This window comes from Kamptonema sp. PCC 6506, assembly GCF_000180455.1.
Classification (GTDB): domain Bacteria; phylum Cyanobacteriota; class Cyanobacteriia; order Cyanobacteriales; family Microcoleaceae; genus Kamptonema; species Kamptonema formosum.
In genome coordinates this window covers 1-22870 of sequence record NZ_CACA01000034.1, presented here as the reverse complement: position 1 = coordinate 22870, position 22870 = coordinate 1, and the positions used below count along the sequence as shown (strand labels likewise).

Below are 22870 nucleotides of genomic sequence, written 5' to 3'. Positions count from 1 at the left end.
TGACTACAAATCTCTACCCCCCTTGCCAAGGGGGAACTACAGGGGGGTCAAATCTGTAGCTGTAGATCGAGGAATTGGGATTAGAACTGTAAGCGATCGCGATCGATCCGATTATAATGATAATCATTATCGCAATCGCAACCAAAATTTTCTATGGAAATCACCAGTGTTACGCCATCGCAAATCGATTTAGCGGTAGTCGGGGCGGGGCCTCACGCTTTAACCCTGGTTACTCATTTGCTGCAAAAATGCCAGAAGAAGCGGGGTAAATTTTGGGTTTTTGACCCCAGTGGTAGGTGGCTAACTCAGTGGCAGAGGCAGTTTGCGGCTTTGGAAATTCCACACTTGCGATCGCCTGCGGTTCACCATCCCGATCCCAATCCCTTTGAGTTGCGACGGTTTGCCGAATCTCGCCCTAACGAGTTGTTTGCGCCCTACGATTTGCCGGGAAGTCGGCTGTTTGAGGAATTTTGTGGCCATGTAGTTGAGAGATGGGAATTAGGCGATCGCGTCATCAAGACAAAAATAACTCGGATTGAACCGTTAGCAGGGAGTTTCCGGCTTTGGTTTGAGGATGGAGAAAGTGCAATTGCGCGTCGTGTGGCGATCGCCACAGGCGGCGGTAAACCCCAACTACCGGAGTGGACAAATCACATTCAAACACCGTATCCGCCAGACAAACTTTGCCATTCCCATCAAGTTGATTTGCGGGGATTAAAGTTACAGGGAGAAAGGATTTTAATCGTTGGAGGCGGTTTAACTAGCGGACATTTAGCAGTAGGCGCGATCGCGCGGAATGCCCAAGTAATATTAATGTCAAGACGACAGTTACAAGAAAAATTATTTGATGCCGAACCGGGTTGGTTAGGGCCAAAATATCTCAAAGGTTTTGAAAATGAACCCGACTGGGAAAAGAAATGGGAGATGATTCAACAAGCTCGCAACGGCGGCTCTATGACTCCTGAAATAATGCTACAATTACGTCGAATGTCGCGGGATTTGAGCATCGAATTTCACCCAGAATGTCACATTATTGAGGTAAAATGGGATAACAATCAATGGACTGTTTACTGTCAGGATGGAAACCAGCTATTCGTCGATCGCATTTGGTTAGCAACGGGAACAAAATTAGACGTAACAGCCGAACCATTGCTGACAGAAATTTTAGCAACTTATCCCATTAAAATAGTTAAAGGATTGCCCGTTTTAGACGAGTATTTGCGTTGGCCGAGATGCGAGTTATTTATCATGGGTGGTTTAGCCGCTTTGCAAGTAGGGCCTGTAGGTCGAAATCTTGCCGGTGCAAGGATGGCAAGTTCCCGCATTGTACCAGCATTAATTAAGTCTAGGGTTGCAGTTTCATCTTTTTAAGGAGTCAAAAAGTCTAAATGTCCTCCAGATTTAGAGACTAAATCTGCGACAACTCCTTCGATTTTTACCTGTCCATTTTCCATGAAAATAATCCAGTTAGCTCGATTAATCACTCTAGGGCGATGACTGATTAAAATCGTAGTTTTACCTTGGCGGTAAGATAGGAGTCCATCGAGAACTTCCGCTTCACTTATGGGGTCAAGATTGGCAGTAGATTCGTCTAAAATTAAGAGCGGTGGGTCAGTAACAATCCCTAGCGCGATCGCTAATCTTTGTCGCTGACCTCCCGAAAGATTTGCCCCTAATTCCCCTAAAATAGTTTGATATTTACTAGGAAGTTTACTAATAAATTCATCCGCCCTAGCAATTTGACACGCCTTGACAATTTGCTCAAATCCCACGCCAGGATTTCCCAATCGTAGATTATCAATAATTGGGCGAGTCCAAAAGTGCGACTCTTGGGGAATAATGACAATTTGTTCCCGGATACAATCAAGAGAAAGGTCTAATAAATTGTAATTGCCAATGCGAATATTACCAGACTGAGGCTGATATAAACCTGCAATAATTTTGGCTAAGGTACTTTTTCCACAACCAGACTTGCCAATTAAGGCAATAACTTGACCGCCGGGAAGAGCCAGGGAAAAGTTTTCTAAGAGTTCATTTCTGCCAGAATGATGAAAGTTGAGATTGCTGCAAATAATGTCAGCATTACTAGGAATTTTTACCGATGGTTTGGTATTTTTATCTTGAATTTCAGGAGTTGAGTCAATGACTTCAACTACGCGATCGATCGCCGATCGCGTGAAGGTTAATTGATTGACAAAACCAATGACACTGGCAATGAAAGTGAGGAAGTTTCTATTCATGGTACTCAAAGCCAACAATTGCCCAATACTCAATTCTTGACTGAAGACTAAATTGCTGCCAAACCACAGTAAAGTTATCTCACCAGCTAAGGAGAAAAAGCCCGAAAAAGTGTTATTTACAATTGCCACTTGATTCATATTAAAAGTAATATTGGCTTGTCTCCCATAGCGCACTTGAAATTCCTCCCAAAATTGAGGTGCAGCATTTTTAGCTTTCAAGACAATTGCACCTTTAAAAGTTTCCACTAGCAAGGCTGTATTTTCGGCAGCGACAATTAATAAACTGCTGATATTTTGTTTAAGTTTAGGTAGTAAAATTAGAGTTGAAATTGTCATTAATAAGCCAATCACTAAAGCAACTGCTAGTAACTTGGGGCTGTAGGCTAACATTAAACTCAGGGACATAGCAGCTACGAAAAATTGACTGGGAAGTAAGATAATAGCTTGAGAAATAATTTGATTAATTTGTTCAATATCTCGCAAGCGACTGGCAATTTCACCGCTGCGGTGACATTCGTAGTAAGCCATTGGCAAACCTAAGATAGTTCGGCAAAATTCTAAGATTAAATCTAACTGCAACCGCTGGGAAAAATGAGCAACTAAGTTTAGTTGTACGAATTTTAAACTGCTGTTAATTAAGTTCATTATTAAAACAGCAATAACTACAGCATTGAGTAACTTATTATCTCCTCTTACTAGCACGTCATCGGTGAGAATTTGTAGTAAGAATGGAGAGGCGAGAGCAAGTAAGGCTGAGACGAGATTAAGTAAGAGTGCTTCAGCGAGAATGTGGCGATAATTCCAGACTCGCAGTAAGAAACGGTGGAAGGTGCTAACGCGATCGCGATCGTCAATTTGTGCTAGAAATTCGGGGTGCGGTTCTAGCAGTAACATCACGCCATTTTGCCAACTTAATTGCAGTTCTTTTCTGGATAAATAGCGGATGCCAAAACCAGGATCGGCGATGACGTAATTGCTGCCTTTGCGGCCGTATAAAATCACCCAGTGAGAGCCTTTCCAGTGAATGATTCCTGGTAACGGGACGACTTTTTTATCGATTATTTCTAAGGAAGCTTTTACGCCTCTGGCATTGAATCCAAGGGTTTTAGCGCCTTGTTTGAGATTGAGTAATGTGGTTCCTAAAGCGCCAGTACCGGAGACTTCGCGGGTTTTACTGAGGGTGAAAATTCGACCGTAATATTTGGCAATGGCTGCTAGGCAAGCTGCGCCACAATCTTCTTCGCTATGCTGTAAGATAACTGGGTATTTCATTCAATTTCATGGTTAGTTAACTGTTAACTGTTAACTGTTAACTGTTAACTGTTGTTGGTTCATTAATGGCGGTGCGATCGCGAGTACAGAAGGCACAATATTGGGGGCGGCTAATCTCAGAAATCCGTAGCCAATGCCAGCAATTCCTGTCATCAAACCTAGATTTTCTACTCGCTGCGGTACGTCGCAAATCCAACCGTATTGGGCAATACTTTCAATCGCATTAAGAGCAATATTATTGATTTCCGATCGCCCGGAAGTATTCAATATTTGCCGATCGCAATTCAGGAATTCCAGATTGCCGAGATCGCCATTGCACAGAGAATGATTGTTACCAAAACCGCGCGCGATCGCAGTCTCCCGCGCCGCATCGATCTCAGCCAAAATTTCCCCATCCTGAAAATGGCGGAGTGAATGCAATCGCCCAAAACCGATACCGGGTGCGCCGTGACTCCATCCCAAGCTGAAAAATTGAGTGCGATCGCGCTCAAATCGCAAATCAGGCCAGTTTTTTACCTTTTCTGAAAACAAACTACGCTCGTAAGCGATCGCACCCAGCGCCGCTGAGTGAAAACGTTCCGCACCTGTCAGCGCTGCCAACTCCAACAGCGCCCAAGCAATACCCGCCGCACCGTGAGAAAATCCTGTCAGCGGTTGACATCCGGGAATTGTCCGCCAACCGACTCCCTGGGGCATTTTTTCAGCTTTTTCGAGGATGCGATCGCCACACAGAAGCGCCACTGTTTTAATGCGATCGCCCCCAACACAGCAATGCAGACTCGCCAAAGCCCCAATACACCCCGCCGCGCCGCCAATAATATCTAATTGCTCATCCTTAGAAATCAATGCTGGCAAGCTTTCCATCCATTCAACAGCCATGTATAACATCTCTGGCTGCTGCCACAAACTACCCAAGTGAGTCAAAGTATAAATCAACCCCGCCCAGCCGTTAAAAGCGCCAATTGATGAAATCAGCCTGCCCTCATATTCGACTTGGTGCAGTACCGATCGCATCCCTGCCTGGGCTAATTCCCGATAGCGATCCTGTTTTGTCACCGCACCCAAATAAGCCAGAAACAACGCTACACCGGGAATCCCATCCCACAAATCCCACCCCAAAGGGCTAACTGCCCAGTGGCGAGTACCCGTAAAAACTGGCCCAATCCAGCCCGCCAAATCGCCTGCACGCACGGCTAAAAACTCCAATCTGTCGCCGATCGCACTTGCTGCTTGCAGGCACGCCAACTCAGCCGCCCGATCGTCTGCTGCTGCCACCTTTGGCATCGCGTAACTAAGTGACTTCCCCGGTTCCACCACCATGCCTAACGTTGTGAGAGAAGTGCGAATAAACCATAGCTGGCGCTCTAAATCGGCTTCATTCATGGCTTGTAGGCGCTGCTGCACCAACTCTAGCCCCGACTCGTCAAAAAAATCGCGAAAACATTCGCCGTTACTCGCCCACAGATGGCGCGAGTTGGGATACGTTGTGAGTTTGGGAATATCACCTTGCCACAAAGCCGCTTTCTCAGCCGGGATAACGCGCTCTAGGTATGGCAGCGCGGGGACTTCTACCCAAAGTTTATCGAAAAGGCGATCGCGATCGAGAGCATCCCGCAACAAATTTGGGTGAAAGCTTTCTTGCAGCAACAACCCGTAACTCCGGGTTTCCCGCAGGAAAACGCGCACTTCGTCTGTCGCAAAGCGATCTAAAAAATTGCTAAATTCCTCTCTATGCTTGACGATTAGCCGATAAGTCGCAGTAAATCCCGTTGCGATCGCCTCCTGATATGCCAACGCATTCACCAACTCCCCCTGCAAGCGCGGTTGATTTTGATTCTCTCCGAGCGCGATCGCTTGCCGAGAAACCTTTGCTTCATCAGTGTTTGAGGCTTTCAATCCAATTTTCCGCCCCCTTCCCAACCTTTCGGGATTGCCACCGATCGCGCTCACATCCACCGCCTCTGCTGCGATCGCCTGGGGTTGTGGCAGCAAACCCACGCGCAGTACGGATTTGCCCATTTCTCGACGGGCGGGGAGAACAGAATTTGGCGAGTTTGGGGCAACTGGATGGGGGTGAAATAGGGATTCTAAGTCAATTAACACGGGGTGTTCCCCGGCTGCGATCAGGTTTTCGGCATGGAAATCAGTGCCTTGGATGGCGTGCAGTAGCGCTAGTAACCCGCCGAGGCGCTGGTAAAAGCGTTCGACGGCGGCGGGAGTTTCGCAACTGCTGGTATGGGCGAATTCTACCCATCCGTAACTGCCGCGATCGAGGATTTGCAAAGTGCGAAACTTTAGCTCACTTTTGGTATTAAGCCATGTGAGAATTTCTTGAAAGTGAGCGTCTACAGCCAGGGGTTTGGGCTTATAGGCGATTTGCCAGCCAGAGCTAAATGTGACGATCGCAACGCTACGGCCGCCGTTGTGAGCGTCACCCGCACCCGCTTTGACTTGTGCTAGAACTCCTAGCTCGATTTTGTGAGCAAAGTGAGAGATAATTGTTTCCCAGTCATCGCAGAGGCGCTGGAGGAATTCTAAACTGAGATCGACCCAGATATTTATACAAATGACCAATTGTTGCGCTAATACTGGGTATTCTTGCAGGATCGCGATCGCACTTTCGGGATCTTCTAACCGCTGTAAGAAGCTCTCAAAGCGCTGTTGAGGAGTTTCCCCTGCCAGTAAGCCTTGCAATCGCTGGGCATTTAGCTCTAGTGCCATTGTTGGGTTCAGCATCCAGAAGAAGCGATCGGGTAAAAATGCTAACAAAATTGATTCGATGGTAGTGCGATCGAAGGGTAGGGACGATGTTTTTCTATCCTTTACTAAGGCGGCAATTCCTTGGTGCAAGCGGTTTTTACCTTGGGCAACCAGGGGCGCGATCGCGATCGTAAAACCTTCTGCCTCCGCGCGATCGCCCATCGTAAAAGCCCGATCTAGTTCTTCCAACCAACTTAGAGGCTTTCCATGTCGCTTAGCTAGTGTTGAGACTGGTTCTCCCAACAGATACCGAAATTCTGCCTCAGTAATTCCCTCCAAAGCCAGTTTCTTATCAAAAAAAGTATCTTTTGTCAAGGGGTATTGCGATCGCCACCGCCGCCATCGGCGATCGGCTAACTCCCGATCAAACTCATCTTTGCAGCCAGCGCCCAAAGACGCAATCCTTTCCCTCAGCGCGATCGCCCGATACCAACTCTCCCCTTGAAATGCTTGTCTATCCATTGCCTTTACACCCTAACTCCTTGAATGCCAACAGTACCCCAATTCATTGCAGAGCCTTGATTTCGGGCAAAATTGGCGATCGCGCTTGACTTTATTCTATGATTATGATAATCATTATCATAACGGTTGTAAAGGCGATCGGCTCAAAGCTGAAGCTAAAAGTTAACAGATTAGCGCGAAAACATAATTTAACATCGTGCATTTTGAGTAGCTTAACAACCCTGTACAAATATTACACGATCCTCCGATTTATCAGAGGTCTGTGAGGAGTTTTAATGTTAAAAATTTTGTGCAATACTGTGCTATTCAGCCCAGTAACAATGTGTGCTGTCCTAGCAATTTGTGGGAGCGCGATCGCCGACGAAAAAGCATATTTCAGCCAAACTATACCCAATCAAATTGCCGATCCATTAGCACAGCCTAGCGCCAGTTCCGAGCCAATGGATCAAGTTACATCAGTCTCCCAACTATCCGACGTACAACCCACAGATTGGGCATTTCAAGCATTACAATCATTAGTAGAACGCTACGGCTGCATTGCAGGATACCCCGACGGAACCTATCGCGGCAATCGCGCTCTAACCCGTTACGAATTCGCCGCCGGATTAAACGCTTGCTTAGACCAAGTTACCCGCTTAATTGGCAGTAGCACAGCTAATTTAGTCACCAAAGAAGACCTAGCTACCCTCCAAAAATTACAAGAAGAATTCGCCGCCGAACTTGCCACCTTACGCGGCAAAATTGACACCCTAGAAGCTAGAACTTCCGAACTCGAAGCCAACCAATTTTCAACCACCACAAAATTGATAGGAGAAGTAATTTTTGCCGTCACAGACGTATTAGTTGGCGATGGCGAAAAAGTCAGCCTGCCCTTATCACCCCTCAACCCATTTACCGGCGCACCAAGAGAAAGATTTAGAGAGTTTACTACCGACGATCAAAGCACCGTTTTTGCTAACAGAGTCCGGCTAGAATTACTAACCAGTTTTACCGGACAAGATCAGTTAAAAATTCGCCTGACAGCGGGTAATTCAGCACACCCTGGCCGACGCGCACCTGACAATATTCGAGGCTTTGAATATGGGCCAAACCCAGTTACAGCTTATCAATCTGGCGGCGATCAAGCTGATGTAGCCAGAACAAATGAAGGTCAACAAACCTTTCAAGATATCAGCACATTATCTGCCAATAATACCTTTGGATTAACAGGATTAAGTTACGAGTTTCCCATTACTTCTCGCTTGCAAGCCGTGATTATGGCAAAAGATGGCGAACACATGGAATATGTGCCGACAACATTCAGCCTATTTGATGATGGCAATGGCGGAACTCGTTCTCTATCTATTCTCGGTCAACGCAACCCAATTTATAGCCTGGGCGGATTAGGTGCTGGCGCTGGATTGACTTATGAATTTAGCGAAAAATTGAGTCTCAGCGTTGGATATTTAGCTGGAACTGCGGAAAATCCCACTCAAGGAAATGGCTTATTTGACGGGAGAAATTCCGTTCTCGCTCAGTTAACATTTAACCCCACCCCTAACCTATCTTTGGGCTTAATTTACAACAAAAATTATCAAGTAGGCAGTCCTCTATTTAACAATGATGTCGGGACTTCATTAGCCAATAGTCCAATTTTCTTGACCGATAAATATGCCACAAATTCCTATGGTTTATCGGCCTTGTGGCAAGTTAATCGTAGATTTGCGATCGGCGGCTGGTTTAGCTATACTGATGTTAAAAGTTTTGGAGGAACATTAGCCCCTGGTACGCCCTTTGAAACTCGTTTTAGCAGCAGCAATGCTGATATTTTTAGCTACGGTATCACCTTAGCTTTTCCTGACCTGGGAAAAGAGGGAAATTTAGGAGGGATTGTGATTGGTGTACCTCCTTATGTAACTAGCGCCAAAACCCCTTCTCCCTTCGATGAACCTCAAAGCGTACCGGGAAATCGGGCTGGTTATGACACTAAAGATTTAGTCAGGCGAATTCCCGATCGCACTACTCCTTTTCACATTGAAGCTTTCTACGTTTATCGCCTCACGGATAATATCTTACTCACTCCTGGTTTGATTTGGTTAACGGCTCCTAATCAAAGTAACAAAAATCCTGATGTTGTGATTGGAACCTTGAGAGCTACATTCCTTTTTTAAATGTAGTCAGAAACCGCGTTTCTTGATCTGGGATCGGAAACCGGGTTTCTTCCTAAATATCTCGTTCAAAATCCAATTTTATCGAGAAACCCGGTTTCTTTACCTTTATGCAGTCATTTCTACCCACTGCTGTATTCTTAGGCCCATCTCTCAGAATTGATGAAGCTAAAAAAATTCTCCACGCCAACTATTATCCTCCAGTTCGGAGGGGAGATATTTATCGAATTATCCCATCTGGCATTGAAACTATTATTTTAATTGATGGAGTATTTCATCAGGAAAGACCTGTTTGGCAACGCGAAATTTTGGACGCAATTAATGCCGGAATTAAGGTTTATGGTGCATCAGGGGTAGGAGCATTGAGAGCCGCAGAATTACATGAATTTGGCATGAAGGGTTGCGGCACAATTTTTGAATGGTATCGAGATGGAATTATTGATGGAGATGACGAAATTTGGCTAACTTATGGTGACGATTCCCATAACTTCTGCCCGATTTCAGAACCGCTAATTAATATCCGCTATACTTTACTTAATGCTGTTAAAAATGGCTGTTTAACAGCAGAAAAATCAGCAGAACTAATTGAGTTTGCCAAACAATTATATTATCCCGATCGTTCCTATCAGCAGCTTCTTAAAAGTCCAGTTTTACAACAGCTATCTCCCTTAGATTTTGCTGAGATCAAAACTTATCTAATGACACAACAAGTGGATCTAAAAAGGCTGGATGCTATGCAAGTGCTGAATTGGCAATCTGAATCTTCCCAGAAACAAGAGATTATCTCTAGTCAGCCGCAGCAATTAGAATTACCAGTGCCAGAAATTCTCAGTAAAATAGTTGCAATGACAGGCTTTATTGGCAGCGATCGAATTTGCACAGGTAGAGAACTTTTATTGGCAGTAAAACAGGATGTTAACTTGCTAAAAGAGATGCAAATCACTTTATCAAAACACTGTTTTATTCAGGAGTGGGTAAAGCAAAATAGCATTGTTTATCCAGAAGATAATTTAGAGTTTGACTTGGCTGAGTGGGAAAAAGTACATGAGATTGTTTGCGATCTAAAATGGTTGCAGTCGAATGGTTTAACTTTTTGTAGCTATAGGAAATTAATGCGCGATCGCCTAGCAATTGATTGGATAATTAACCAAGGCCCAGAATATTTTGGAATCAAGGGAAATTTAGAGCAATCTATTCAGGAAGAATTGCTAATTACCAACAGTAATTTATCTTATCTCTCTCAGGCAGAATTAACTGCTTTACGGTACAAAATATCGCAACGTTATTTCATTTTAGAATGGGCAACCCAAAACAATATTTTTCCCGATCGATCGCTAAAAACTCACCTACAAAAGAAAGAGCAAGAAAGTATATCTGCTAATAGCTTTAACAATTTTAATAAAATTAGATCGCAAACTATAGCATTTGAAGAGTGGATTGTCAACCAAGGCCCCAACTATTTTGGAATTAGTTGGAGTTTTTCTAATGCCTTATGCCAAGAATTACAAATTACTGGAAAAGCCGCACACTTACTCGAAAACAACTAAAAAAATATGGATGTACTTACTAAAGCTTATGCGATTGGTACTCACCGTTTAATCTCACCTGAACAAACCTTAGCAAATATCCACCCTTACTTACCAGCAGCAGGGATTACTCGTTGTGCAGATATCACTGGTTTAGATCGAATTGGCATTCCTGTTTATTGTTCTATAAAACCCGGTGGGCGCTTGGTACAAATCCACAACGGTAAGGGATTATCTCAGATGGCGGCTAAAGTCTCAGCGCTAATGGAAGCAATAGAAGTTTTCCATGCTGAAAACCCATACTGCAATTTTTATAGCAGCAGTTTTAATGATATTAATGTTAGCGATCTATCAATAATTTCACCTAATATTTTACCACTTTACTTATCCCATAATTTCTTTAGCAAAGACTTAATAATCGACTGGATTAAAGCAGAAAATTTGCAGAAAAATGAAAGTGTATTGCTACCTGCAAGCGCTGTCTATCTGCGATCGCCGTCGCTGTATGGCTTTTCCTCAAATGGTCTTGCTAGTGGCAATCATATTGTAGAAGCAACCCTACATGGGCTTTATGAGTTAATTGAAAGAGACGCAATAGCTGGGGTGAGTATTAATGGCAAAATTGACATTAAAAGCTGTCAAATTATCGATCTAAATACGGTGGATGATGAGTTGATATGTTCGCTAATATATCGGATTAAATCTGCTAATTTTAAGCTGGTATTAATCTGGCTAAAAAGTTGTATTTCAGTTAATACTTTTTGGGCAATTATCCTTGACAAAAATCCCTTAACTCCTGCAATTATGGTCAATTTCGGTTACGGAACACATCTAAGTGTTTCTGTAGCTGCGGCACGGGCAATTACTGAGGCTGCTCAATCTCGCTTGACATTTATTTATGGTGTTAGTGAAGAGTTGGCAGAGCCACTTCCTCGCGATCGTAGCCAGACTTATTATAAAATTTATGCTTATTTTGACCGTTTACAAGCAACAGCATCTTGGCAGAATTTCAGTAGTCTAGCTGGTAATAATTTAAGCGAAGATTATAATTATATTTTGCGATGTCTGTGGGAAAGTGGATATAAAAATATATTCCGAGTCAATCTAACTCGGCCGACATTTAATATTCCAGTTGTTAAAGTTTTAGTGCCGGGGTTACGATATAACCCTTCCATAACCGGGTAATTTTTCTGGTAGTAAATGCGTCTTTTTGTGGAACAGATGCGATAATAATGATAATCATTATTATCGCATCTGTTCCTATGTCATCCACAAATAACGTCGAGTCCGCCATTTCCACCGACAACAATCAAAACCCCTCCCTGACAAGCATCCGTCCCCGCCGCCTCCGCCGTACACCAGCTTTGCGGCGCATGGTACGAGAAAATCACTTAACCGTTGACGACCTCATCTATCCCCTATTTGTAATGACAGGGGAGGGGCAAAATTTCCAGTAATACCTGAAAGCCAAAAAGACGACAACGGCAGCGAAAGTTACAACCCCGAAGGATTAGTACAGAAAACGGTCAAAGCTATCAAAGAAATTGTACCAGAAATAGTAGTAATTACTGACGTAGCCCTCGATCCTTTTACCACTCACGGACACGACGGCTTAATTGACGAAAACGGTAAAGTCCTTAACGATCCAACAGTAGAAATTCTGGTAAAAATGGCAGTTTCTCAAGCCGTTGCCGGCGCAGATATGGTAGCACCTTCTGACATGATGGATGGGCGCGTAGGCGCAATTCGTAAAGCCTTAGATGCCTCTGGCTACTTCGATGTCAGTATTCTGGCTTACTCCGCTAAATATGCCTCTGCCTATTACGGCCCCTTTCGAGATGCCCTCGATTCTGCCCCTAAATTTGGTGATAAAAAGACTTATCAAATGGATGCGGCAAACGCTAGAGAAGCCTTGAAAGAAGTTGCTTTAGATATCGCCGAAGGAGCAGATATTGTGATGGTTAAACCAGCCTTAGCTTACTTAGACATTATCTGCCAAATTCGAGAAGTAACTCAGTTACCTGTTGCTGCTTATAATGTCAGCGGTGAATATGCGATGATTAAGGCCGCTGCACAGCAAGGATGGATTGATGAAAAGCAGGTAATTTTAGAGACTTTAACCAGTATTAAACGGGCGGGTGCTGATTTAATTTTGACTTATTTTGCCAAGGAAGTTGCTTTGATGCTAAGGTAAGGGAGATTTTTCCACTGTCGATGAACATTGAGAGGAAAATCGACCCTCATCTAGTGTAAGATTTTTGATGCTTCCCATCGGACGGCACTAGAAGGCTCAATCAGTTCTCCTGCTCATTTAAAGCCAATTCCTGAACTAGAAAGCCCGAAAGTGCCAGAAAGCCTACCGTTGCAATCTCAACGCTTATCCTCAACCTTATGGATCTCAAATCTTTAATTCGCGACATCCCAGATTTTCCTAAACCAGGGATTCTGTTTCGAGATATTACTACTCTCCTGCGCGATCGCGAAGGACTACGCTACACCCTTGACACTTTAACCGAAAAGTGCTCTGGGCTGTCCGCTGATTATATCGTTGGTATGGAATCGCGGGGCTTTCTCTTTGGCGTACCTTTAGCTTATAAATTGGGTATTGGCTTTATTCCCGTCCGCAAACGCGGTAAACTGCCAGCAGAAATTAATTTTGTTGAGTATGAGTTAGAGTACGGCACCGATCGCTTGGAAATACACCAAGATGCTATTGAACCAGGCAGTCGCGTGTTAGTTGTAGACGATTTGATGGCCACTGGAGGAACAGCGGTCGCTACAGGTCAGTTATTACAGCAAGCGCAGTGCGAAATTGTAGGTTTTGCCTTTATCATCGAATTAAAAGATTTAGGCGGTAGAGAAAAGTTACCAGATGTGCCAATTGTGACATTAGTTGAGTATTAATTGTTAGTTGTTAGTTGTTAGTTGTTAGTTGTTAGTTGTTAGTGGTTAGTTGTTAGTTGTTAGTTGTTAGTTGTTAGTTGTTAATTAGGTGGACATGATTAAACTTAACTATGTCATCGCGAGTATAATGATGATACTATTGCGAGCATAATATATGTCATTGCCAGTATAATATATGTCATTGCGAGCGAAGCGAAGCAATCGCGAAGGCTTGAGATTGCTTCGCTTCGCTCGCAATGACAGGAACTTCTCAATGACAGAAATTTCCTGATGACAGTTAATAGTTGCTAACTAGCTTTATTTACTAATAACAACTAACAACTAACAACTAACAACTAACCACTAACAATTAATACTCAACTAACAACTAACAACTAACAACTTCTATGACTTCTATCAAATTAAATCGTAATTTACGGGTCTTAAATTCACTGTTTGCCAGCGAGACATTTGCTTATATAGTTAAGCGGCTACTACAGGCAATTTTGACACTGTTTTTGACATCTGCCCTCTGTTTTACTATTATTCAACTAGCTCCAGGCGATTACTTAGACACCTTGTATCAAAATCCCAAAATTGCACCAGAAACTGTTAAGCAACTAGCACAACAATTTGGCTTAGATAAGTCTTGGATTGAGCAATATTGGCGCTGGCTTTTGCAAATCCTCACTCAGGGAAATTTTGGTAAAAGTTTTGTTTATGGGCGAGATGTAGCTGAATTGTTATGGGAACGAGTACCTGCAACTCTAGTAATGGCGATCGGTTCTTTAATTGTAACTTGGGCGATCGCAATTCCCTTGGGGATTATCGCTGCTGTTAACCAAAATCGCTCTACAGACAGATTTTTACAAGTAATTAGCTACACTGGTCAAGGATTCCCCAGCTTTATTACAGCTCTACTTTTGCTATTTCTAGCACAGAACACTTCACCTCTTTTTCCTGTAGGCGGGATGACAAGTATCGATCATGAAGATTTATCTTTGTGGGGCAAAATTATCGATTATTGCTGGCATTTAATTTTACCAACTGTAGCTCTAAGTATCACCAGCTTCGCAGGTTTGCAAAGACTAATGCGGGGGCAATTATTGGACGTACTGCGACAAGATTACATCCAAACTGCGCGGGCTAAAGGTTTGCCAGAAAATCGAGTGATTTACGTTCACGCTTTACGGAATGCGATTAATCCTCTGATTACACTTTTAGGATTTGAGTTTGCTAGCTTGTTAAGCGGTGCATTTATTGCGGAACTTTTTTTCAACTGGCCAGGTCTAGGTAAACTTACCTTAGATGCTGTCACTAATCAAGACTTGTATTTAGTGATGGCAAGCTTGATGATGGGGGCTGTAATGTTGATTGTGGGTAACTTATTAGCAGATCTACTCCTTAAGGTAGTTGACCCCCGCATCCGCCTAGAAAATCTTAAGTAATAAGCTGAATAGTAAAAGAAAATTCAATCTTTGAATTTAAATTTTGCTGCCTTTTGCAATCGATCCCCTGTTAATATTATTTCATAATCATCTTTAACTTTAGATCGGGATTGCACTATGGCAGAAATTATCGGTACCCCTCAAGCAGATAGCATCGGAGGTTTACCAGAGGATGACAGAATCTTTGGGTTGCAAGAGAATGACACAATTTCTGGCAACTCTGGTAACGATTCTATTTATGGCGGTAAGGAAAACGACTTTATAGATGGAAACTCCGGTAGTGACTCTCTATTTGGGGATCTAGACAACGATACTGTCAATGGCAATGAAGATAACGACTCTATCTATGGCGGTAGAGGCAACGATTTGCTGGCCGGTAACTCTGGTAGCGATGTTTTATTTGGTGATAGAGGTGCTGATAATCTTACTGGTGGAGAGGGGGCTGACGTATTTGTTCTTACCCGTTACGCTGATGGTGGCCCTTCACTAACTAGCGGGGGTTTAAGTCTGGCAGATGCAGATGTTATCAATGACTTTACAGACAATTTGGATCTGATTGGTTTGAGTGGAGGGTTGACCTTTGCTGACCTCAACTTGGTGGACGCAGGTAATAATACCTTTATTCAAGACCGAGTAACTGGAGAATTTCTTGCTGTCCTTGCAGGGGTTAACCGGAGTTTAATTTCTGCGGCAGATTTCACTACTAATAACTCTAGTGTTGTTCCTAGTCCTCTGCCTGGGCCTTCGATTACTGCCTATGGGCTGACGGCAAGTAATAGGATTGTAGGGTTTAATACTTTTGCTCCGGGAATCACGCTTAGGGATGTGTCGGTGACGGGGTTAGAATCTGGGGAAAGCTTGGTGGGGATTGATTTCCGCCCTGCTAACGGTCAACTCTTTGGTTTGGGTAGCAGCAATCGCTTGTACAGGATTGACCCCATCAGTGGGGCGGCGACTGCGGTGGGAACAGCACCCTTTAATCCCACTTTGACATCTGGGGCTACTGGTTTTGATTTTAATCCCACTGTCGATCGCATTCGGGCTATAAATGAGGCGGATCAAAATGCGCGGCTAAATCCTGATACTGGGGGAGTTGTGGATTTCAACACGACTACCGATGGTATTCAATTAGACGGAAGTTTGGCCTATGCTAGTGGCGATCGCAACTCTGGGGCAAATCCGTCGGCAGTGGGTGCAGCTTATACTAATAACTTTGCCGGGGCTACGTCAACCACACTGTATGCGATCGATAGCAATTTGGACGTTCTGGTGCGGCAAGTTCCACCTAACGATGGCGTACTTAATACCGTTGGATCGTTGGGTGTTGACGCTTCTAGCGTCCTGGGATTTGATATTAGAAGCGTTGGCGGTCAGGAGTCGGGTTATGCAGCCCTGAATGTTGGCGGCGTTTCGAGTCTATACAATATCAATTTGACCACAGGTCAAGCTACGGCGTTAGGTCAAATTACGAATGGGGAAGCGATCGTTGGTTTAGCATTGCCTTTGCCTACAGCCTATGCAGTTACAGGTAGAGATGGAGCTGAAAGAATTATCGGCTTTAATGCAGCAGCACCGCAAGCAGTCCTCAGCGATGTTGCTGTTACGGGGTTACTGCCAGGAGAAAGCTTGCTAGGGATTGATTTCCGCCCTGCTACGGGTGTACTTTACGGTTTGGGTAGCAGCAATCGGTTGTATGCGATCGATCGGGCGAGTGGCGTAGCAACTGTGGTGGGAACCGCACCTTTGAATCCAACTCTTACAATTGGGGCGACTGGTTTCGATTTCAATCCTACTGTCGATCGCATTCGGGTTATCAATGAGGCAGATCAAAATGGGCGGCTGAACCAGGAAACAGGGGCAGTTGTAGATTTTGATACGCTGATTGGAGGTGTCCAATTCGACAGAAATTTAGTTTACGCTGCTGGCGATATCAACGCTGGGGCAAATCCTACGGCGGTGGCCGCAGCCTATACTAATAACTTTGCCGGGGCTACGTCAACTACACTGTATGCGATCGACAGTGGTTTAGATGTTCTGGTAAGGCAAGTTCCGCCTAATGATGGTGTGCTTAATACTGTTGGTTCCTTGGGTGTTGATGCTTCTCGCATACTTGGCTTTGATATTAGTCCCAATGGGAATGCGATCGCTGCCCTTGAAGTCGGAGGCGTGTCAAGTCTGTATAATATTAATTTGACAACAGGTGCGGCTACGGCGATCGGTCAAATTGGCAATGGAACTTCCGTCAAAGGTTTGGCATTGACTTTGATTTAATGTTCGCTAATGGCTAATGGCTAATGGCTAATGGCTAATGGCTAATGGCTAATTGCTAATTGCTAATTGCTAATACTAAATCGGGCTTAAATGCCCGTTTATCTTTCAGTCCGCGCAGGCGGACTTTGTTTGTTTAGTAGCGGTTTCAACCGCCGAAGCATATTTTTGTTGCATTTTCCCTCTTCCCTCTTCCTTCTTCCCTCTTCCTTCTTCCCTAGCCCCTAGCCCCTAGCCCCTAGCCCCTCTTCCTTCAACAAAATGTTTTCCCAAGTTTTCTACTTATTGCGTTCTCGTTCTGATGGTAAATATCTAACTGCTCATCCCAATCAAGACACAGATGAGAGTTATTTGTTAATGTTTCGCGAAGACTTTGAAGCTCTCAGCTATCTAAATAAGTATGGTGCAGATGTAGCCGATCGCTTTGGAGTCGAATCTATTGCCGGTTCTCAATTACAAAGCTTGCTCAAGCGTTGGGGATTTAACGGTGTGGGCATTGTTCAAGACCCATTATTGCCGAGGATTGAGTTTTTGTCTGTGCGTTAAGGCGATCGCTTTTCTCAATAGCACTGTTGAGCTTATGACCCATATATAGCGCAACTTGTGGATTTTGTCAACCATTTGACCCTATATCTGACATGGCCTATAGTCATAGTCTATTGATTTATTGTGATACGAGCAGACTGTAATCATGGTTCGAGAACTTGAGCGGACGAGTCAAAACGACACCCAGAAAAAGCACACCTTCCCGGAAACTGCACCTGCGGCCAATCCGGTGTTTTTCAGGACTTATAGCCGCCGCACAGAAAACGGGCGGGAGACGTGGGAGGAAGTGTGCGATCGCACGGTTCGCGGTTTAGCCAAACTCGGCAATCTCACCCCCGCAGAAGCGGATCTCCTACACCGGATGCAAAGCCAACTTAAGGCCCTCACCTCCGGTAGATGGCTGTGGGTGGGGGGTAGCGAGTGGATTGAAGCACCAGAGAATTTTTCCGGGGCCTATAATTGTTCATCCACAAATATCGCTGACTGGCGGGCTTTCGGGCTATTGATGGATTTGGCAATGATGGGCTGCGGTACTGGGGCGGTTCTCGAACCCAAATATATTAACCAACTACCGCCAATTCGGAATCGTTTATTAGTTGAATTGCAGGGAGAAATTGGCACTACTCCCGCTCAATTGCGGCGGGAAGAAACTGAAGTCAAAGTAGAGGGAAATCAAGCAACCATCTATGTAGGAGATTCTCGCCAAGGTTGGGTTAAATCTTATCAAAGTTTGCTGGAATTGTCAACTGATGAAAGATTTTCAACCGATGTGCAAGTTGTCATCGAATTGAGCGATGTCCGCCCGGTGGGAGAACCATTAAAAGGCTTTGGCGGTGTCGCTAATCCGGTGAAATTGGCAGAACTTTATCATCGCTGTGCCGCTATTTTGAATAAGGCTTTAGGACGGCAATTAAATTCTGTTGAATGCTGTTTATTGATTGATGAAGCAGCGGTGACAATTGTTGCCGGCAATATTCGGCGTAGTGCAGGGATTCGTCAGGGAGATAGCAACGATCCCCTATTTTCTAATGCCAAAGATAACCTATGGCAACAAGATGCAAATGGTAATTGGCGAATAGATCCAGAGCGTGATGCTTTAAGAATGGCAAATCACTCTCGTGTTTTTCATTACAAACCCACCTTAGAAGAATGTATTGATGCCGTTCGTAAACAGTATTATTCTGGTGAAGGTGCAATTCAATGGGCTGGTGAAGCGGTAGCCAGATCTAACTGCGATTTGCTATCAACTTCTGCACTGAAACTAGAATTTTTGAAAGCATATAACGATGGAAAGGCTAAAGAGTGGTTGCAGGAAAATTATCCTCATATCAATTCTGAGGAATTAGGGCATCGTTTAGCCCGTATGGGTTTGAATCCATGTGTTACGGCTGATACTTGGGTTCATACTGAGTATGGTGCAAGACAAGTCAAAGACTTAATTGGAGTGCAGCAAGCTGTCTATGTCAATGGAGAACTTTTCAGCACTACCCCAGAAGGCTTCTTTTTCACTGGAGTTAAACCAGTGGTTAAAGTGCAAACCAAAGAGGGTTATAGCTTAAGGTTGACAAAAAACCATCAAGTTTTGAAAGTAACAGCACAGACCCAAAAAAAGCAGTATTCTGAATGGTGTGAGGTTGGCGATCTTAAAATTGGCGATCGCATTCTAATTCACAATCATCGTAATCTTCAATCTTGGGATGGTGTTGGTAGTTTTGATGAAGGATGGCTCTTGGGTAGTTTACTAGGAGATGGCTGTTTTTCTGTCAATCAAGCCAATCACACCTATCAAGCTAAATTGAGGTATTGGGGCAATACTCAAATAGAAATGAAAGAGTATGCCTTAACGCTGGTGAATAACCTGCCTAAACCTCCTCAATACACCAAAGATTTGCAAGGAATTTATCATCCCAACAACAAATACTATGAGGTTAGCTCATCAAGTTTAGCTCGTCTTGCTAAGAAATTTGGTTTGGATCATCATTCCAAAGTAATCACTCCTGAAGTTGAGCAGGCAAGTTATGAATTTTATCGTGGATTCCTCAGAGGCTTCTTTGATGCTGATGGAAGCGTTCAAGGAACTCAAGAAAAAGGAATTAGTGTTCGGCTATCTCAAAGCAATTTGCCTGTTTTAGAAGCTGTACAAAGGATGCTGTTGCGTTTAGGTATTGGCTCGACAATATATCAAAATCGCAGAACAGAAGGATTCAGAATGTTGCCTAATAGCCAGAAAAACTTGGCGGAATATTTCTGCAAGGCATCCCATGAGTTGGTCATTGCTAATGACAATATCTATGTATTTCAACAAGTAATTGGGTTCCAAGAGCCAGAAAAATCACAGTTACTAGCAAGCCTACTATCTGGGTATAAACGCAAGTTTAACCGTGAGAGATTTTCGGTTGAGATTACTGCAATTATCTCTGATGGAGAAGAAGCAGTTTATGACTGCACCGTACCAGGGGTTTCTCAGTTTGATGCTAATGGATTTGTGGCTCACAATTGTGGGGAAATTATTGGCGCAAATTTTCACTGTGTCAGTGGTGAAACTCTACTCATTACTAGAGATGGAATTCACCCAATCAAAGATGTTATCGACTTAGAAATTGAGATATGGAATAGTCAAAAATGGAGCCAAGTTACACCCTTTAAAACAGGTAGTCAGCGTAAACTATATCGAGTGCAATTTGGAGATGGCTCTTACTTAGATGCCACAGAATATCATAGATTCTTTGTCAAAGATCGCTTTGGTAAAGTGTACAAAGAAGTTCAAACCAAAGATTTGATGGATGTCAGTCACTATGCCATTCACACAGAGCCTTTCACAATTAAGTATGAAGATGGTTTGAATGTAGATCCTAGTTACGCCTATACTTTAGGAGTAGCCGTAGGAGATGGAACTACAGATCAAAATGACAATGCCAAAATTAGACTTTACCAAAAGAAGGCAGCTTTAGTAGTATCAGGAAATAAGTCACCGGAAAGAACATATAGCTATTTACCTGCTTTTACCGATGTGACAGATTTAGGCTTTTCTGGAGAATTGCTGAAAGCATTAAAAACTAATGCAGAAGCATTGAATGTAATTGCCAGTTGGAATCGTCAAGCAATACTGCATTTTATTGCTGGCCTAGCTGATACAGACGGCTCGAATACAAGTGGCAACGGTATCAGGATTTATATCTCTGATTACAAGCGAGCTTACAGAGTTCAATTACTTCTAACAAAATGTGGCATTCGTTCATCAATCAATCTTTTTGCCCATAAGGGATCGATCACTAATTATGGCATCAGAAGTCGGGATTTGTATTACTTACAAATTACTGATTGTGCTGATATTCCTTGTCAGCGTTTAGATGTTAGTAAAGGAAGTAGTGCTAAATCTAAAGGCAAATGGCAGATTGTAAGAAATGTTGAAGAATTACCTGATTTACACGATACTTACTGCTTTAATGAACCAGAGTATCACAAGGGAGTTTTTGGTAATACTTTAACTGGAAATTGTAATCTTGCTGAGATTCATCTCAATCAAATTGACCCCAAAAACCTCAAAGAACAAGAAGAAGCCTTCACCGCCGCTGGATTATCAGTGGCCACACTTCTCAATCACAAATTTGTCGAACCCCGCTACAACTACAGTCGCGAATTAGACCCAATTGTAGGCGTGTCTTTTACAGGTTTGTTCGATTTCTTTGTCCATGCTTTTGGCGTTGATTGGCTGCGCTGGTGGGAACAAGGACGACCTGAAACTGAACAAGGAATCGCCTTTAAAGAGGGAGAAAAAGAGTATTTAACTCGTTGGCGGGAAATAGTAAATCAAGCTGTCTGGGATTACTGCGATCGCCATTCTCTCAAACGTCCAAATCGTTGTACAACCGTTCAACCTTCGGGAACAAAAAGTTTATTAACAGGTGCATCTCCTGGTTGGCATCCTCCGAAAGCACAGCGTTTTATTCGCCGCATTACTTTCCGCAAAAATGACCCCGTAGCCTTAGCTTGTATTGACTATGGCTACAATGTCATTCCGTCTCAATCTGACAAAGATGAAAATGGTAATTTGCTGAATGATGCCTTCGATCCACGTTGCACAGAATGGTTGATTGAAATTCCCGTTGCTGTACCTTGGGCCGATTTACCAGGAGCAGATAAAATTGAGATTGGCAAGTTTTCTGCGTTGACACAAATGGATTTCTACTTAAATGTCCAGTGTCATTGGACAACCCATAACACTTCGGCAACTGTAGAACTAAGAGCCGATGAAGTTGAGCCTTTAGGACAGCGCATCTACGAAGCTATTCAAAATGATGAAGGATACATTTCTGTAGCTCTCCTAGCGCGATTTGATGACCACCAATCGTTTCCTCGCTTGCCCTTTGAGCCAATCACCAAGGAACAGTATGAACAGCTTATAAAGGAGGTTATCTTGCGGCGGCATACGGATAATTTTCTTACAGCTTTGCTCCGCTACGATCGCGGTGAATTGCTAGAAGTTGGTCCCGCTGGTTGTGATTCAGATAAATGTACTTTCCCGGAACAAAAACCAACTTCTAACCGTTAAATTATTTTTGGGCTTTTGTCTTATAATTAAAAGCAGTGTGCTAGTTTTTGAACTTTGCCCACTGCTTTTATTTTTCACTACACCTATGGATTTATCAAGCAAGAATAAGAGTTTGAGTGGTGTTTATTTCATTCAAAATACTCTTGACAGTAAAGTTTATGTGGGAAGTTCAATTGATATAGAGCGGCGATGGTATGACCATAAAAACTTATTATCAAGGAGCCAGCATCATAGTAAACATCTGCAAAATGCTTGGAAAAAATACGGAGTAGAAAATTTTGAGTTTAAAATCATAGAGTTAGTTAATGAACCAACTATTTTAGTAGAAAGAGAGCAATTTTGGATGGACACTCTCCAATCTTACGATCCTCAATTTGGATATAATGCTAGTACAACAGCTAATATTTTTGTTAACTCTGAGTTTTTAGTTGCTCAACCTTCAAAAACAAAAGACTGGATAGTAATTTCGCCTCAAGGAGAAAAAAAATTTGTTAGAAATCTTTCTGCATTTTGCAGAGAAAATGGCTTGCATCGAACATCTATGGTTAACGTTGCATCTGGAAAAACCCTTACATCTGGCGGGTGGAAGTGTCAGTATGCTTACACCCCTAAACACCAAGATCGGCCGAGTAAGCGCTTCAAAAATTATGTTGTGACAGACACTGATGGCAACAGTCAAAAAGTTACCAACTTAAAGCTTTTTTGCGAACAAATGGGTTTGGATTTAGCAGCTATGTACTCAGTTGCTAGTGGAAATCGTAGTATC

At 43.4% G+C, this 22870-nt stretch carries 13 protein-coding genes and 1 pseudogene; 12 read left to right on the top strand and 2 right to left on the bottom strand.

What is annotated here, in order from left to right:
- Both OSCI_RS31260 and OSCI_RS02005 read left to right on the top strand, forming a co-directional pair.
- Positions 1-193 (top strand): hypothetical protein (locus OSCI_RS31260; protein ID WP_234708692.1); only part of this gene is annotated, 193 nt, incomplete at its 5' end.
- Complete coding sequence (locus OSCI_RS02005) at positions 154-1371, top strand: FAD/NAD(P)-binding protein (protein ID WP_007353179.1); 1218 nt, start codon at positions 154-156, stop codon at positions 1369-1371. The genes OSCI_RS31260 and OSCI_RS02005, both read left to right, overlap by 40 nt.
- Here OSCI_RS02005 and OSCI_RS02000 read toward each other — a convergent pair.
- Together OSCI_RS02000 and OSCI_RS01995 are read right to left on the bottom strand one after the other, a co-directional pair.
- Positions 1368-3512: a peptidase domain-containing ABC transporter gene (locus OSCI_RS02000; RefSeq protein ID WP_007353178.1), complete on the bottom strand. Its 2145-nt coding sequence runs from the start codon at positions 3510-3512 to the stop codon at positions 1368-1370. The two genes, OSCI_RS02005 and OSCI_RS02000, sit on opposite strands and share 4 nt — an antisense overlap.
- 30 nt (positions 3513-3542) lie before the next feature.
- Positions 3543-6734, bottom strand: a complete 3192-nt coding sequence (locus OSCI_RS01995; protein ID WP_007353177.1) for a type 2 lanthipeptide synthetase LanM family protein — start codon at positions 6732-6734, stop codon at positions 3543-3545.
- Between the two features lie 275 nt (positions 6735-7009).
- Between OSCI_RS01995 and OSCI_RS01990 the strand changes: the two genes are divergently transcribed.
- The 10 genes and pseudogenes from OSCI_RS01990 to OSCI_RS27800 all read left to right on the top strand — a co-directional run.
- The gene (locus OSCI_RS01990; protein ID WP_007353176.1) at positions 7010-8884 is read left to right on the top strand and encodes an iron uptake porin; all 1875 of its coding nucleotides are present in this window, start codon (positions 7010-7012) and stop codon (positions 8882-8884) included.
- 107 nt (positions 8885-8991) lie between these two features.
- Positions 8992-10428 carry a TfuA-like protein gene (locus tag OSCI_RS01985; protein WP_007353175.1) on the top strand — a complete coding sequence of 479 codons (1437 nt, stop codon included), beginning with the start codon at positions 8992-8994 and terminating at the stop codon, positions 10426-10428.
- A gap of 6 nt (positions 10429-10434) precedes the next feature.
- Positions 10435-11592: a YcaO-like family protein gene (locus tag OSCI_RS01980; protein ID WP_007353174.1), complete on the top strand. Its 1158-nt coding sequence runs from the start codon at positions 10435-10437 to the stop codon at positions 11590-11592.
- Positions 11593-11780: 188 nt separating this feature from the next.
- A pseudogene (gene hemB / locus OSCI_RS01975) lies at positions 11781-12601 on the top strand (porphobilinogen synthase).
- A 197-nt stretch (positions 12602-12798) separates the two neighbouring features.
- Positions 12799-13311, top strand: coding sequence for an adenine phosphoribosyltransferase (locus OSCI_RS01970; protein WP_007353171.1), 513 nt, complete (start codon positions 12799-12801; stop codon positions 13309-13311).
- Between the two features lie 386 nt (positions 13312-13697).
- Positions 13698-14738 (top strand): ABC transporter permease, encoded by a 1041-nt coding sequence (locus OSCI_RS01965; protein ID WP_007353170.1) that lies wholly within the window; start codon positions 13698-13700, stop codon positions 14736-14738.
- Between the two features lie 117 nt (positions 14739-14855).
- Complete coding sequence (locus OSCI_RS01960; RefSeq protein WP_007353169.1) at positions 14856-17009, top strand: DUF4394 domain-containing protein; 2154 nt, start codon at positions 14856-14858, stop codon at positions 17007-17009.
- 258 nt (positions 17010-17267) lie between these two features.
- The gene (locus tag OSCI_RS01955; protein ID WP_007353168.1) at positions 17268-17552 is read left to right on the top strand and encodes a hypothetical protein; all 285 of its coding nucleotides are present in this window, start codon (positions 17268-17270) and stop codon (positions 17550-17552) included.
- A gap of 145 nt (positions 17553-17697) precedes the next feature.
- Positions 17698-22104: a ribonucleoside-triphosphate reductase, adenosylcobalamin-dependent gene (nrdJ, locus tag OSCI_RS01950; RefSeq protein ID WP_007353167.1), complete on the top strand. Its 4407-nt coding sequence runs from the start codon at positions 17698-17700 to the stop codon at positions 22102-22104.
- An 85-nt stretch (positions 22105-22189) separates the two neighbouring features.
- The coding region (locus OSCI_RS27800; RefSeq protein WP_168371081.1) for a GIY-YIG nuclease family protein at positions 22190-22870 on the top strand (681 nt) is incomplete at its 3' end.

Bases quoted from the DNA above. Each gene is read 5' to 3' on its own strand.
- OSCI_RS01955 (WP_007353168.1), top strand. From the start codon at position 17,268: ATGTTTTCCCAAGTTTTCTACTTATTGCGTTCTCGTTCTGATGGTAAA.
- OSCI_RS01985 (WP_007353175.1), top strand. From the start codon at position 8,992: ATGCAGTCATTTCTACCCACTGCTGTATTCTTAGGCCCATCTCTCAGA.
- OSCI_RS02005 (WP_007353179.1), top strand. From the start codon at position 154: ATGGAAATCACCAGTGTTACGCCATCGCAAATCGATTTAGCGGTAGTC.
- OSCI_RS01990 (WP_007353176.1), top strand. From the start codon at position 7,010: ATGTTAAAAATTTTGTGCAATACTGTGCTATTCAGCCCAGTAACAATG.
- OSCI_RS01980 (WP_007353174.1), top strand. From the start codon at position 10,435: ATGGATGTACTTACTAAAGCTTATGCGATTGGTACTCACCGTTTAATC.
- nrdJ (WP_007353167.1), top strand. From the start codon at position 17,698: ATGGTTCGAGAACTTGAGCGGACGAGTCAAAACGACACCCAGAAAAAG.
- OSCI_RS01970 (WP_007353171.1), top strand. From the start codon at position 12,799: ATGGATCTCAAATCTTTAATTCGCGACATCCCAGATTTTCCTAAACCA.
- OSCI_RS01965 (WP_007353170.1), top strand. From the start codon at position 13,698: ATGACTTCTATCAAATTAAATCGTAATTTACGGGTCTTAAATTCACTG.
- OSCI_RS01960 (WP_007353169.1), top strand. From the start codon at position 14,856: ATGGCAGAAATTATCGGTACCCCTCAAGCAGATAGCATCGGAGGTTTA.
- OSCI_RS02000 (WP_007353178.1), bottom strand. From the start codon at position 3,512: ATGAAATACCCAGTTATCTTACAGCATAGCGAAGAAGATTGTGGCGCA.
- OSCI_RS01995 (WP_007353177.1), bottom strand. From the start codon at position 6,734: ATGGATAGACAAGCATTTCAAGGGGAGAGTTGGTATCGGGCGATCGCG.